Origin of the sequence: Sporolactobacillus terrae (genome assembly GCF_019930545.1) — a bacterium.
Lineage (GTDB): Bacteria > Bacillota > Bacilli > Bacillales > Sporolactobacillaceae > Sporolactobacillus > Sporolactobacillus terrae.
Genome location: NZ_CP082837.1, coordinates 2375505 through 2388430, shown reverse-complemented (window position 1 = coordinate 2388430; position 12926 = coordinate 2375505). Strand labels below are relative to the sequence as shown.

The following is a 12926-nucleotide window of genomic DNA, read 5'->3' as shown; positions in this document are numbered from 1 at the left end:
TAAGTAAGTGTGAGGCTTTGCCCCGTCTTCAAGCCAGTAGACCATGTCTTGACCGAGAATCAAAGCGGAGGTACTCTGACGCCTGCAGGCTCGCACTTTGTTGATGCGTGCGAGCCCCCGCAGATTCCTGCCGGTCTGAGGAGGCTCCTGGATCGCCCGCGGTCGCGATCAGTTGATGCGAGCAATCGGAGCGCAGTATAAGTTCAACACCCTTTTGGGACAGCCTCTTTTTTGCTATGATAGCGTCAGATGCTTCTGCAGAGATGGGCAATCATTAATTGATCGAAATCAAAAAGGAATATGGGAATGACACGAGATAGAAAGGCTGGTTATGGATGCAAAACGCGCACACGGGTTTCGTAAAAATACATAAGCGTAAGGGCAGTTATCGTCGATTTGTGTTGGTGCTTGGAGCGCTGAGTGCGTTCGGCCCGCTTTCGATGGATATGTATCTGCCGGCGTTACCTTCTCTGACTAAAGATTTTGTGACGACGCCTTCATTTGCTCAATTAAGTATTACGGCGTGTCTCGTGGGTCTCGCATTAGGACAAATCATCGTGGGTCCGCTCAGTGACCGGTATGGCCGCAAGATGCCGTTGCTTATCGGACTGGCGACTTTCGCCGTAACGTCCTTTCTGTGTGCGATGACCACATCAATCCTTTTACTGATCGTTCTGCGCTTGATACAAGGGACGGCAGGGGCAGCCGGCATGGTGATCTCAAGGGCCATTGCCCGCGACCTTTACTCGGGAACGAAACTGACGAAATTTTTCTCAATGTTGATGGCTGTCAATGGACTATTTCCTATTCTGGCACCAATTATGGGTGGAGTGATTCTTCGTTTTGCATCGTGGCGCGGTGTATTTATTGTTCTGTGTGTGATCGGCTTTTTGCTATTGGCCAGTGCATGGGCGTTTATTCCGGAAACCCTGCCTGAAGGCAAACGGATTTCCGGAGGACTTGCTGCAACACGCGCGTCAATGGGCGGAATGATCCGTGACCGTCGTTTTATCGGTTATGCACTTGTTCTTGGTCTTGTTATGGGCGCCATGTTTTGTTATATCTCAGGTTCGTCTTTTGTCCTTCAGGAAATGTTTTCTGTTTCGCCGCAAGGATTCAGCGTGTTCTTTGCTGCAAATGGTCTTGGCATTGTCCTGATGTCGCAGCTTGCCGGTTTGCTGGCTGGACGCATTGACGCCCATAAAATCCTGTATACTGGGGTGATCCTTGCTGCACTGGGAGGCGTGATGTTGTTTACGAGTACCTTGCTTGACCCGCCGCGACTGATTGCAGTCATGATCCCTCTCTTTCTGATCGTTTCGATGGTCGGACTTGCTAACGCAACGGCCTTTTCACTCGCCATGCAGACTCAGGCAAAGGCAGCTGGTTCTGCCTCAGCAATACTCGGACTCGGAATGAACACGATCGGTGCTTTATTCTCGCCGCTCGTTGGACTGGGCGGCAGCCATACTTACGTTCCAATGGCAGTGATGATCCTCATCTGTGAATTGAGTGCATTATTGATCGGTTATCTTTTGATCCGCAAACCACGAGCGGCTGACGATAAAGAAAAGAGGGCGATTTGAATGCATACATTTTTGATGGATCTAATGGATATTCGTCCCAGCCAGCTTTATTTGGATCAGAAGAAAGTGGCGCGGCTAAACCAGTCGTTTGATCCGCTGAGGGTTCGATTTAATCCACCGCTTCCGGTAAGAAAAATTGGCGGGGAGGTTTTTCTCACGGATGGACATACACGGGCTTTTCTCTATAAAAAGGCGCGTATTTCGGTGGTTTCTGTTTATTGGGATACAGACGATCTGGATATGCAGCTCTTTCAAACCCGTATTGAGTGGTGCCGTAAAGATAAGATTCTCTTTATAGACGATTTGAAGGATCGCATTCTGCCGCATGATCCATTTGTGAAGCAATGGATTGATCGTTGTGCACAGGCTGTGAAAAAGGGTGCGTTTTAATGTAGACGCAATGCAATCAGAATCCCCCTTGGCCCGCGTACTGATGAACGGATCCAAGGGGGATGAATGGAGGCCACTGAAAAAGTCCAACCTATTCATTGGGCCGTTGAATGTTTGATTCATCAAACATTCAACGGCCCTTTTCCTTTATAATGGAGCTATCAACGTATATAGGTGGTAACTCAATGCTCTCAAATCAAGAAACACTCAACCTTAGCCCTTATGCAGCACTCTACGATCTTGTTGTCCCAAAAGATAATATGCTTCGTCAAATCAATGAACTCGTGGACTTTTCATTCATTTATGATGAATTGAAAACAAAATATTGTCTTGATAATGGGCGTAAAGCGATCTCTCCAATTCGAATGTTCAAATATTTATTATTAAAGACGATTCATGATTTATCAGATAACGATTTAGTCGAGCGTTCTAAATATGACCTGTCGTTTAAATATTTCCTCAACATGGCCCCTGAGGAGGACGTCATTGATTCAAGTTCGTTAACGCATTTTCGTAGGCAACGTCTTCAGGACGTTAAATTGTTAGATCTGCTTATTGGGAAAACCGTTGAGATTGCGCTTGAAAAAGGAATTATTAAAAGTAAAACGCTTATTGTTGATGCCACCCATACAAAAGCGCGTTATAACCAAAAATCACCGATCGAATTTCTACGAGAGAAATCTAAAAATGTTCGCAAAGCCGTCTATCAATTGGATGCATCCATGAAACCAAAATTTCCAGAAAAGAATACATCTAACGAAGTCAACGAGGAATTAGATTACTGTCATCAACTCATTTCCACCCTTGAAACCGAACCGCAAATCACCGCGCTGCCTGCGGTTAAAGAAAAGTTAAATGTCCTCAAAGAGAGTGTCGAAGATTTTAAGGAACATATGAACCCTTCGAATGATCCCGATGCTCGGATCGGACATAAAACAAAAGATTCTTCTTTTTTTGGTTATAAAACACATCTGGCGATGAGCGATGAACGTATTATTACAGCGGCCGTCATTACGACAGGCGAAAAGAGCGATGGAAACTATCTGGAGCCTTTAATCGAAAAAAGTAAGGAGTCAGGGATGACCATTGATACGGTCATTGGCGATACGGCTTACTCAGAAAAAGATAATATTACCTATACAAAAACAAATCATATAGCTTTGGTTTCAAAATTACACCCCGTGGTATCACAAGGCACGCGCAAAAAAGCATTTGAGTTTAATAAAGATGCGGGTATGTTTGTCTGCCCGGCAGGGCATATGGCTTTTAAAAAGAAATACGATGGAAGACAAGGAACGAAAAAGGTCAATCCGCGTGTAAGATATATGTTCGATGTAACGAAATGCCAAGTATGTTCCATGCGTGAGGGGTGTTATCAGGAAGGATCAAAAACGAAGTCTTATTACGTTACGATTAAATCCACAGAACATAAAGAACAGAAAGCATTTCAAAATACGGAACAATTTAAATCACTGGCAAAAACGCGTTATAAAATAGAAGCGAAGAACAGTGAGTTAAAAAACAGACACGGGTATGATACAGCATCATCTGCGGGTCTGTTTGGAATGGAGATTCAGGGAGCGACCACGATCTTCGCAGTCAATCTCAAGCGGATTCTGAAGATCCTCAACGAAAAAAGATAAAAAAGAAGGGAAAAAGGACCACTTTTTGTCAAAACGCAGACGAAAAGTGGTCCTTTTTTGCGCCAACCAGAATTCTCAGATCAAAAAATCGACAGTTTTTCAGCGGCCTCGATGAATGTGAAGTGGATGCCCGCGTCAAACGCAAACATCCTGTGCATATTCTGCTTCTTAGTCTTCTTCGGATACCACAGTAAATCGTTTATTCTGATGTTTAGGGTGCTCAATCTCATCAACTAAAGCGGCCGCATAATCCGCATAGCTGACGTAGCTTTTTCCGGTCCGGTTAATGAGCAGGTGATCCTCGCCTGTTGTGTAATGCCCGGTTCGCTTCCCAATGGCAAAGATTGCGGATGGGCTGAGAAATGTCCAGTTGAGCTTGCTGGTTTTATAGAGATCCTGCAAATTTTTTGCCTGATTCGTTGCAATAGCACGAAACGCTTCCGGAAATTCAGGTGTGTCGACAAGCGGCACTTTTTTGTCCGCATCAACGAATAGGCTGCCGGCCCCCCCTACAACGATCAGCCGAGTATTCGTTAATCCTGAAAGCAGCTGAATGAGTTTTCTTCCCGCTTTAACATGCAACTCTGCCTGCTCGGCAGGCGCCGAAAATGCATGAACAACAACGTCGAAATCAGCCAGATCCTCACGCGTTAGGTCAAAGAGATCCTTTTTCAAAACAGGAACATAGGTTTCTTTTAATTTCTCCGGGTGCCGTACAATCGCAGTCACTTGATGGCCGCGCTGCTTTGCTTCTTGAGTGATTGCTGACCCGGCTTTCCCGGCAGCACCAATTACAGCAATTTTCATTTGTTAAAACCTCCATCTTGTAACGGGTATAGTTACAGGGTATGTGCAAAAAATCACGCATCATCAAAGAGATGATGAAGAATGTCTTGCAGTGTTTCAGAAGAAAGCTTGTTCTCTAGGGCATGTTGTGCAGCACCAAAGGCTTCATCGAGCACAGTGCGGATACCTTTGCCTACCGGACAGTGGACATTTGGATTGTCATGTACGGCAAATAAGCTTCCGTTTGGCTCAACCGCATGGAATACATCAAGCAGCGAAATCTTTTCCGGATCACGAGTGAGTGAAGCACCTGCTTTTCCGGCAGTTGTCCGAATTAATCCGGCTCTTTTTAACATGCCGAGAATGCGTCGTATGACAACGGGATTTGTGTTGACACTGGCTGCAATGTCGTCCGACGGCAAATCATCATTCGGTCTAGATGCAATCAGAGCCATGGTGTGGATCGCGACGGCAACACGTGTATTAATCATGGGTTCATAGTCACCACCTGTAACTATTCTAATTACAAGGATAATTGATGTCAAGCGTGATGAATCGATGGGTCCCCCCCCTAGTAAAACGGTTTGACCTCATGAAAGATGTGGCCAAACCGCTTTGAACTGTTTTCTATTCGGGTTTTACGGTTACTTCGCGAGTGTTTCGGTCTGCCCGTCCGGGTAACCGATAATCACTTTATCGGTCATATTGAGAAAAAGGCCATGCTCAACAACACCGGTGAGGTGGTCCAATTCATCGGCCAGTGCACGCGGATCGGCAATCGACGTTAAGTGGAGATCAAGAATATAGTGTTTTGCGTCGGTGATGTACGGTTCATTGTCGTCGCCGCGGCGCACTTGCGGTTGATAGCCTTTCCCTTCAAGATAGGTTTCGATGTGCTTCCATCCGAAAGGTACCACTTCGACGGGAAGCGGGAATGTACCCAGCTGCTCAACCTTTTTGCTGTTGTCAACGATCCAGACGCGGCGTTTTGAAGCTTTAGCAACTAATTTCTCATAGAGCAGTGCACCGCCGCCGCCTTTGATCCCGTTCAGTAACGCATCCACTTCATCAGCACCATCAATCGTGATATCAATGGTTTTGACCGCATTCAGCGGTTGCATCGGAATGTTCCATTGGTGAGCAAGATCAATTGTTTTTTGAGACGTTGCAACACCGGTCATATGAAACCCGTCAGCAACTTTCTCGGCAAGCGCTTCTAGAAAATAATAGACTGTTGAGCCGGTACCGAGGCCAATGGTCATGCCATCCTTAATTTCTTCAACCGCTTTTCGTCCTGCTGCTCGTTTGCCATTCATGAGTATCCCTCTTTTTTCAGTTAATGCGTCCCATTCATTTATCCCATTTTATTATAGCGGAAGCAGCGCGTGCTTCCAATGGCACATCGATGGGTTTAATAAACAAGTAAAAAAAAAGAGGCTACTCAGGGGGCGCGTACGGCCGCTTGCAAAAGTTACTTGCAGCAGCTTTTCCGCAAGCTTAATGCCGCTTCCGGCTGGTCGGTGATGATTGCGTCAAGGCCCATTTCAAAAGCCTGCTGCATAATTCTAGGTTTATTGACGGTCCATGCCCGTACTTTGATGCCATGGCTTTGCAGCTGGGCAGCTGTTTCTGAAAGTGCGGACGGCTGCCAGAGATGTTGCGCGGAAGCACCAATCTGTTTCGTATAGTGCCAAGGTTCGGCAAGGCGTTCCCATAGGAGCAGAGCCAGGTCGGCATTCGGTTTAACTGCTTTAAGACGCATTAAGGATTCATGATTAAAGGATGAGTACACGACCGGAAGATTCGGTCGGTAGCGATTGACGAGTGCGACCACTCGCGATTCGATGCCTGGGTAGACGTTTCGATCTGTTTTAAGTTCTATATTCAATACGCCTTGATAATCAGCAATAAATTCAAGTACTTGAGTCAGTGTCGGAATGCGTGTTCCTTTAAATTTAGGTGAGAACCAGGAACCTGCATCAAATTTTTTTAATGCATCCAACGTGTAGGTTTTAATTTGTCCTTTTCCATTCGTCGTTCGGTCGATCTTTTCATCATGCATGACGACGACCTGCTGATCTTTGGTCAAGTGCACATCCAGTTCAATACCGTCACTTCCTACACGTATTGCTTCTTCAAAAGCCGGTAATGTATTCTCAGGACAATTGCACTTGCTGCCGCGGTGGGCATAAACTGCTGTTTTCATCGTGCTCCTCCTTCATCCCTGAAAAAAAGCAAGCGTTTCGTACAGTCCATTATACGCTTTTACGGAAAAAGATAAGCGTCACCGTTCAATATCTTTACTTCATTGTCACAAAACTCAGATGAGTAGAAAATGTATGATTGACGGAGGAGAGGCGAATGGATACGATATGGGTGTCCGTTTACCGATAGGGAGGGTGAAAAATTTGGCAGAATACGCACAACCGGCCGGCCGCATTCGATCATGGGCGCGACCGATCGGCATCATGCTTGTGCTTAGCGGCGCAACACTGTGGGGTGTTTCCGGAAATGCTGCCCAATATTTATTTGATACGCAGAAGATTAGTGCTGGCTGGCTGACATCGGTGCGTATGCTCACGGCTGGCTTTTTACTGCTTGTTTTGATGCAATGCGGAAAAAATCGACGCCAAGTGTGGCAGATTTGGCAGACGCGCCGTTCGGCGGCACGGGTGATCATTTTTGGTTTGGTGGGAATGATTGGCGCCCAATATACCTATTTTGAAGCGGTCGCGGCTGGAAACGCTGCAACCGCAACGTTGCTGCAGTATCTCAGTCCGGTATTAATCCTGTCATTTAGCATTTTTATTTTGAGGAAAAAACCGAGAGTTATAGAAATCGCCGCAATGGTGATTGCACTTTTAGGTGTCTTTTTTCTGGTCACTAAAGGACATCCCAATCAATTATCGATTGCTCCGGGCGCCATCATTTGGGGACTGTTGGCGGCGCTTGGCGGCGCCATTTACGCTACCCAACCGGCATCCATCCTGAAACAGTTTGGTCCGGGTGTTGTGGTCGGCTGGGGTATGGTGATCGGCGGGGCGGCAATGAGTTTATTCTATCCGCCATGGATTTTTCATGGGCAATGGTCGATGGCGGCGTTCATTGGCATCGTTTTTGTCATCCTATTCGGGACGTTAATCGCCTTTTATTTGTATTTAGCCAGCTTGAGCTATCTGAAGCCGCTGGAGACCAGTATGCTTGGTTGCGCTGAACCGCTGTCGGCAGCTTTGGTTAGTGTGGTTTGGCTGCATGTCCCGTTTACTTTATTTGATTGGCTTGGCGCTTTATGTATTATCGGCACGGTTGTGTCACTCGCCTTTGCACAAAAAAATGTAAAAAATAAAAGAAAATAATGTCGCTTGCTGATTATTGCCTGGGAAATAACGACGAATCTTGCAGAACTTATGCCTATAAACGGTTGTTTTTTGTCTTTGTACTGTTAAAAAAAAGGGCATATAATCGATTCACGCGATCGAAAAAACGTTTGAACGTCTAAACGTGATTCGGTCGTGTTCATTTATTTTTAAAGACGCGTGCGGAAATATAAGTGGTTCGATAAAGGAGTATTGATGATGTTCACAAAACTGAAACGGCTGCTGATCGGCCGGCCATTGAAATCAAATGAATCAAGTGGACAAAAGTTAAGTAAGTTTAAGGCGCTTGCTGTTTTGTCCTCTGACGCGTTGTCTTCAGTCGCATATGGACCGGAACAGATTCTCATTGTTCTCATGGCTGCCGGAAGTACCGCGCTTTGGTTTTCCCTGCCGATTGGTCTTGCGGTACTCATCCTGCTTGTTGCACTGGTTTTATCATACCAGCAAATCATTCATGCTTATCCGCAGGGCGGCGGCGCCTACGTGGTGGCTAAAGAAAATCTTGGAACCAATTTTGGACTGACTGCCGGCGGCGCGCTGCTGGTTGACTATATATTAACGGTTGCCGTCAGTGTATCGGCAGGAGGCGATGCCATCACTTCTGCATTTCCTGCGCTCCGCGCGCATAGCGTTGCGGTTGCTGTGATTATTGTCGTGATCATTACCATTCTGAACTTACGTGGGTTGACGGATTCGGCAACGTTGCTTTCCTATCCTGTCTATTTCTTTGTATTGATGATGCTCCTTGTCATCGGTGGGGGGATATTTGCGATGATGACCGGACAGTCGGCGCCTATCCATGAATCGGCACCAATCGGTACACCGGTAATGGGGATGAGTCTGTTTTTGCTTCTGCGTGCTTTTTCATCCGGATGTTCAGCGCTGACCGGTGTCGAAGCGATCTCAAACGCCATTCCGAGTTTTAAAGAACCGGCACCGAAAAATGCTGCACGTACATTATTGATGATGGGCGGAATTCTTGCGGTCTTGCTGCTTGGTATTGTTGGCTTAGCCTATTTATACGGGGTGCATCCGTCTGCCGACCAGACCGTGCTCTCGCAACTGGCATCTCACTTGTTTGGCCGCAGCATTCTCTATTACATCATTCAGGCGTCTACTGCATTGATCCTGATTCTTGCGGCGAACACCGGCTATTCTGCATTCCCATTATTAGCATTCAACTTGGCGAAGGATAAATATATGCCGCGCCCGTTTAAGGTGAAAGGCGACCGCCTTGGCTACTCGAACGGAATCATTACGTTAGGAGCCTTGTCGATCCTCTTGCTGATTATTTTTAAAGGACGTACGGAAAGTTTGATTCCGCTTTATGCAGTCGGTGTGTTCATTCCGTTCTCATTATCACAGACCGGGATGATCGTGCACTGGATGAAGCGGCGTCCATCCGGTTGGATCGGCAAGCTGGTGATAAACCTGATCGGCGCATTGATCTGCTACATGATTCTCGTGATTTTCTTCTTAACCAAGTTCCCGCAAATATGGCCGGTCCTGATATTCGTACCGATCGTTGTCTTTATGTTTCATAAAATTCATGAACACTATGTGCTGGTTGCCGAGCAGCTCCGCGTGGATACTCGCCAGCCGGTACCGGTTATTCATGCTTCCGATAACATTATTGTCGTTCCGGTTGCAGGAATTACCAAAGTTGTCGAGCAATCGCTCACTTATGCACGATCACTGTCGGATAATGTCATCGCTGTATTTGTCGGGGACAGTCCGGAAGCCATTCAAAAAATGGATGATGCATGGAATGCGTGGAATCCAGGCGTACGCTTAGTGACCATACATTCGCCCTACCGCAGCATTGTCAATCCACTCGACAAATTTATCAGTACGGTAAAATACAAGGCAGAAAAGCGCGGCGCAACAGTGACCGTTGTCTTCCCGCAATTCTACACGAAGAAATGGTGGCAGAGCCTGCTGCACAACCAGTCCGGGGTATTGATCAAAGCAAGTTTGATTCGCCATAAGGACATTGTGATCGCAACCGTTCCCTTTCATTTTAAAAAATAATGCTCACAATAACGTTTTATTTTGCGCTTCAGAGAACATAGGCTGAAGCATTTTTTTTACCCGAAAACAGACAATCTGCGCGTATGACCTGACTGCCTTTGGTTGATACACGGATTTGCTTTGCACCGCTTAAGCAAAAGTTAAGAATCCGTCGGTAAACTGAAATGCATAAACCAATACAAACGATGATGTCGGAGGGGTTATTGTCATGAAGAAGATTTGGATCACGGTGCTTGTGGTCGTGCTTGCCTTAGGTGGAGGCGGTACATACTGGTATCTGTCGAAAAATAAAAATCAGGAAACGCAAACGCTCATTCCAACCACGAAGGTTCAGAAAGGAACACTCGAAACCAGTGTTGACGGATCAGGGGCGTTGGCGCCTGCCGTTGATGAAGAGGTCACGATTGATGCAGAGGATGCGTCAAAGACGGTTGATGAAGTAAACGTTTCGAAAAATGACACCGTTGAAAAAGGAGATAAGCTGCTGACCTTTACCGATGGCACAACGCTCACTGCACCGAAATCGGGGAGCGTAACCAGTGTCTCTGTTTACCAAGGAAGCCGGGTAAACACAGCTGAAAAGGTGGCCCATCTCACAAATTACAGCGATTTGAATACCGTTCTGTCCATTGATGAACTGGATATTTCGAAAATTAAAAAGGGTCAAAAGGTTACGGTTACGGTCAATGCTTTTCCAAATAAGACGTTCAGTGGAAAGGTAACATCAATTGCAAAGGAAGGTTCAATAACAAACGGGACCTCTTCTTTTGACGTTACCGTTCATTTAACAAAATCAACGCAATTGAAGCCAGGCATGACAACAACGGCAAAGATCATCCTTGAGAAAAAATCGAATGTTCTCTATTTGCCGTCCGGAGCCGTACATCAAAACGGGAACAACTATTATGTTTATCAGTCAACGGGGTCAAGCAATTCGAATAACGAAGCTTTCCGCAGAAGCGCAAGTATGGAAAGCGAACGCGGCAGTCAGCAAACCGTATCGATCGGGATTCATAACGACCAATCGATTGAAATTAAGTCCGGACTTACAGAAGGACAGACGGTTCAGTTGAATCCGATAACCAAATCATCTCCCTCATCAACTTCAACGAACAGCAACCGAGGCCAAGGCCAATTTCAGATGATGCAAAACGGCGGAGCTATGAACGGCCAAGGGCAAGGACAAGGCAGACGTAACTTCGGCTCTGGTGGAAACGGAGGCGGACAACGGCCATGACCGAAGCGATCATTACAATGAAAGCTGTCGAAAAAACGTACCAGCTGGGCGGGCAAGTGGTTCATGCACTCAATCGTATTCATCTAACCATTGAAGAAGGGGCTTTTGTCTCCATTGTGGGGCCCTCCGGTTCGGGAAAATCGACCTTGATGAACATCATCGGCTGTCTGGACAAACCAGATAGCGGCAGTTACGTGTTAGGCGGCAGCGCCGTTGATCGACTCAAGGATCGCGATTTGGCTGAGATCCGAAACCAAAAAATTGGCTTCATTTTTCAGAACTTTAATCTTTTAGGCAAGATGACCGCATTAGAAAATGTTGAACTGCCGTTGATTTATCGCGGGGTCAAAACAAAGGAACGGAAGGCACGAGCACGCGAATGTTTGGAGGCTGTTGGACTAAAAGAACGGGCTGCACATCGGCCAAATCAGCTTTCAGGCGGACAGCAGCAACGCGTTGCCATTGCCCGGGCGCTGGCCGGGCAGCCGCAAATTTTGCTGGCCGATGAACCAACCGGCGCTTTGGACAGCAAGACAAGCGACGATATTATGGCGCTGCTTACTGCGCTGAATCATCAAGGCCGCACCATTGTTCTGATCACCCATGATTTGGAGGTAGCGCGCAAGGCGACGCGGACCGTTAGCATTCGCGACGGTAAACTGCAGGAAGGTGAGCATATCTGATGAACGTATTCACATCTATTAAAATGGCTGTGCGCAATATTCAGGGCAATAAACTGCGTTCGTTTCTGACCATGCTGGGCATCATTATCGGTGTTGGCTCCGTCATTGCCCTGCTTGCGATTGGTCAAGGGTCGAGCAAATCGGTGGCCGATAGTGTAAACAGCCTAGGCACCAATCTCATCACCGTAAATATTACCAATACGGATACCCATTTTACGATGGATCAGTTAAAGCAAGTGAAACAAGCAACTGGGGTTAAACATGTTGCGCCGGTGCTGAGCGGGCGAAATACCTTTCAGAAGGGCAGTACGTCCACGACTGCCAGTGTCACAGGAACAACATCGAGTTATTTGTCAATTCGGCAAATGACGGTGAAGGAAGGCCGCTTTATTTCTTCACTTGATGAAAAATTTCGGCAGAAGGTGGTTGTGCTTGGCAGCGATCTTGCAACGACGCTCTTTGAAAATCAGTCGCCGATCGACAAGTATGTGCGGATTGACGGCGCAAACTATTTGGTCGTTGGTGTCTTGAACAGCAAGGGCGGTTCGATGGGGACAAGCAGCGATGATGCTGCTTTCCTTCCTTACTCAACCGCGCAGCGTCTGCAGCAAACGACGTATATTACTCAATTTTATGCGCAGGCAGAGAATCAGCAGTCGGTTAATCTTGCAATGGCCGCTATTTCACGTGTGATGAGCGAAACCTACAGCGATTCGGATGATTACAGTGTTGTAAATCAGCAGGATGTTATGGAAGCAATGCGCGCAGTGACCGATTCAATGACGATGCTGCTTACAGGCATTGCCGGAATTTCTTTACTCGTCGGTGGGATCGGGATTATGAACATTATGCTTGTTTCGGTAACCGAGCGAACACGAGAAATCGGGATTAGAAAAGCGATCGGAGCGAAACGTCGCGATATTATGCTGCAATTTTTAATTGAATCCGCGGTGCTTAGTATGCTTGGCGGGTTGTGCGGCGCAGCCATTGGCGTTTTGACTGCAAAAGTCTATGAATTGACCGCCGGAGCCACAATTGTCTTTTCGTTGCCGATCATGACCGCTGCCTTTCTTTTCTCGGCAATTGTCGGCATTATCTTCGGCGTTTTCCCGGCATACAAAGCATCAAAACTTAAACCGATTGACGCGTTGCGTACGGAGTGAACGTGTTTCACCTTTTGACAATTCTGTGTA

At 46.7% G+C, this 12926-nt stretch carries 12 protein-coding genes; 8 read left to right on the top strand and 4 right to left on the bottom strand.

Going from position 1 to position 12926, the window contains the following annotated elements; all coding sequences use genetic code 11:
• The first annotated feature begins 335 nt into the window (after positions 1-335).
• From K7399_RS11470 to K7399_RS11460, 3 genes are all read left to right on the top strand, one after another.
• Positions 336-1586, top strand: a complete 1251-nt coding sequence (locus K7399_RS11470; RefSeq protein ID WP_128167184.1) for a multidrug effflux MFS transporter — start codon at positions 336-338, stop codon at positions 1584-1586.
• Positions 1587-1976 carry a hypothetical protein gene (locus tag K7399_RS11465; protein ID WP_028983416.1) on the top strand — a complete coding sequence of 130 codons (390 nt, stop codon included), beginning with the start codon at positions 1587-1589 and terminating at the stop codon, positions 1974-1976.
• A gap of 185 nt (positions 1977-2161) precedes the next feature.
• Positions 2162-3619 (top strand): IS1182 family transposase, encoded by a 1458-nt coding sequence (locus K7399_RS11460; RefSeq protein WP_223362307.1) that lies wholly within the window; start codon positions 2162-2164, stop codon positions 3617-3619.
• Between the two features lie 168 nt (positions 3620-3787).
• Here K7399_RS11460 and K7399_RS11455 read toward each other — a convergent pair whose 3' ends face one another.
• From K7399_RS11455 to K7399_RS11440, 4 genes are all read right to left on the bottom strand, one after another.
• Positions 3788-4426 (bottom strand): NAD(P)-dependent oxidoreductase, encoded by a 639-nt coding sequence (locus K7399_RS11455; protein ID WP_128167182.1) that lies wholly within the window; start codon positions 4424-4426, stop codon positions 3788-3790.
• 53 nt (positions 4427-4479) lie between these two features.
• Positions 4480-4896: an Rrf2 family transcriptional regulator gene (locus tag K7399_RS11450; protein WP_028977220.1), complete on the bottom strand. Its 417-nt coding sequence runs from the start codon at positions 4894-4896 to the stop codon at positions 4480-4482.
• 153 nt (positions 4897-5049) lie between these two features.
• Positions 5050-5721: a ribose-5-phosphate isomerase RpiA gene (gene rpiA, locus K7399_RS11445; RefSeq protein ID WP_128167180.1), complete on the bottom strand. Its 672-nt coding sequence runs from the start codon at positions 5719-5721 to the stop codon at positions 5050-5052.
• A 155-nt stretch (positions 5722-5876) separates the two neighbouring features.
• A complete protein-coding gene (locus K7399_RS11440; protein ID WP_028983418.1) occupies positions 5877-6611 on the bottom strand; it encodes a glycerophosphodiester phosphodiesterase in 735 nt (244 codons plus the stop codon).
• Between the two features lie 202 nt (positions 6612-6813).
• On the opposite strand from K7399_RS11440, the gene K7399_RS11435 reads away from it, so the two are divergent.
• The 5 genes from K7399_RS11435 to K7399_RS11415 all read left to right on the top strand — a co-directional run bounded on the left by K7399_RS11435 (position 6814) and on the right by K7399_RS11415 (position 12896).
• Positions 6814-7761 (top strand): DMT family transporter, encoded by a 948-nt coding sequence (locus K7399_RS11435; RefSeq protein ID WP_223362306.1) that lies wholly within the window; start codon positions 6814-6816, stop codon positions 7759-7761.
• Positions 7762-7980: 219 nt separating this feature from the next.
• Positions 7981-9813, top strand: a complete 1833-nt coding sequence (locus tag K7399_RS11430; protein WP_128167373.1) for an APC family permease — start codon at positions 7981-7983, stop codon at positions 9811-9813.
• Positions 9814-10021: 208 nt separating this feature from the next.
• Complete coding sequence (locus tag K7399_RS11425) at positions 10022-11050, top strand: efflux RND transporter periplasmic adaptor subunit (RefSeq protein ID WP_128167178.1); 1029 nt, start codon at positions 10022-10024, stop codon at positions 11048-11050.
• Complete coding sequence (locus tag K7399_RS11420) at positions 11047-11733, top strand: ABC transporter ATP-binding protein (RefSeq protein ID WP_047034843.1); 687 nt, start codon at positions 11047-11049, stop codon at positions 11731-11733. Before K7399_RS11425 ends, K7399_RS11420 begins: the two co-directional genes overlap by 4 nt.
• Positions 11733-12896, top strand: coding sequence for an ABC transporter permease (locus tag K7399_RS11415; RefSeq protein WP_028977226.1), 1164 nt, complete (start codon positions 11733-11735; stop codon positions 12894-12896). The genes K7399_RS11420 and K7399_RS11415 overlap by 1 nt, the downstream gene beginning before the upstream one ends.
• Positions 12897-12926: the final 30 nt, after the last annotated feature.

Bases quoted from the DNA above. Each gene is read 5' to 3' on its own strand.
- K7399_RS11470 (WP_128167184.1), top strand. From the start codon at position 336: ATGCAAAACGCGCACACGGGTTTCGTAAAAATACATAAGCGTAAGGGC.
- K7399_RS11465 (WP_028983416.1), top strand. From the start codon at position 1,587: ATGCATACATTTTTGATGGATCTAATGGATATTCGTCCCAGCCAGCTT.
- K7399_RS11460 (WP_223362307.1), top strand. From the start codon at position 2,162: ATGCTCTCAAATCAAGAAACACTCAACCTTAGCCCTTATGCAGCACTC.
- K7399_RS11455 (WP_128167182.1), bottom strand. From the start codon at position 4,426: ATGAAAATTGCTGTAATTGGTGCTGCCGGGAAAGCCGGGTCAGCAATC.
- K7399_RS11450 (WP_028977220.1), bottom strand. From the start codon at position 4,896: ATGATTAATACACGTGTTGCCGTCGCGATCCACACCATGGCTCTGATT.
- rpiA (WP_128167180.1), bottom strand. From the start codon at position 5,721: ATGAATGGCAAACGAGCAGCAGGACGAAAAGCGGTTGAAGAAATTAAG.
- K7399_RS11440 (WP_028983418.1), bottom strand. From the start codon at position 6,611: ATGAAAACAGCAGTTTATGCCCACCGCGGCAGCAAGTGCAATTGTCCT.
- K7399_RS11430 (WP_128167373.1), top strand. From the start codon at position 7,981: ATGTTCACAAAACTGAAACGGCTGCTGATCGGCCGGCCATTGAAATCA.
- K7399_RS11425 (WP_128167178.1), top strand. From the start codon at position 10,022: ATGAAGAAGATTTGGATCACGGTGCTTGTGGTCGTGCTTGCCTTAGGT.
- K7399_RS11420 (WP_047034843.1), top strand. From the start codon at position 11,047: ATGACCGAAGCGATCATTACAATGAAAGCTGTCGAAAAAACGTACCAG.
- K7399_RS11415 (WP_028977226.1), top strand. From the start codon at position 11,733: ATGAACGTATTCACATCTATTAAAATGGCTGTGCGCAATATTCAGGGC.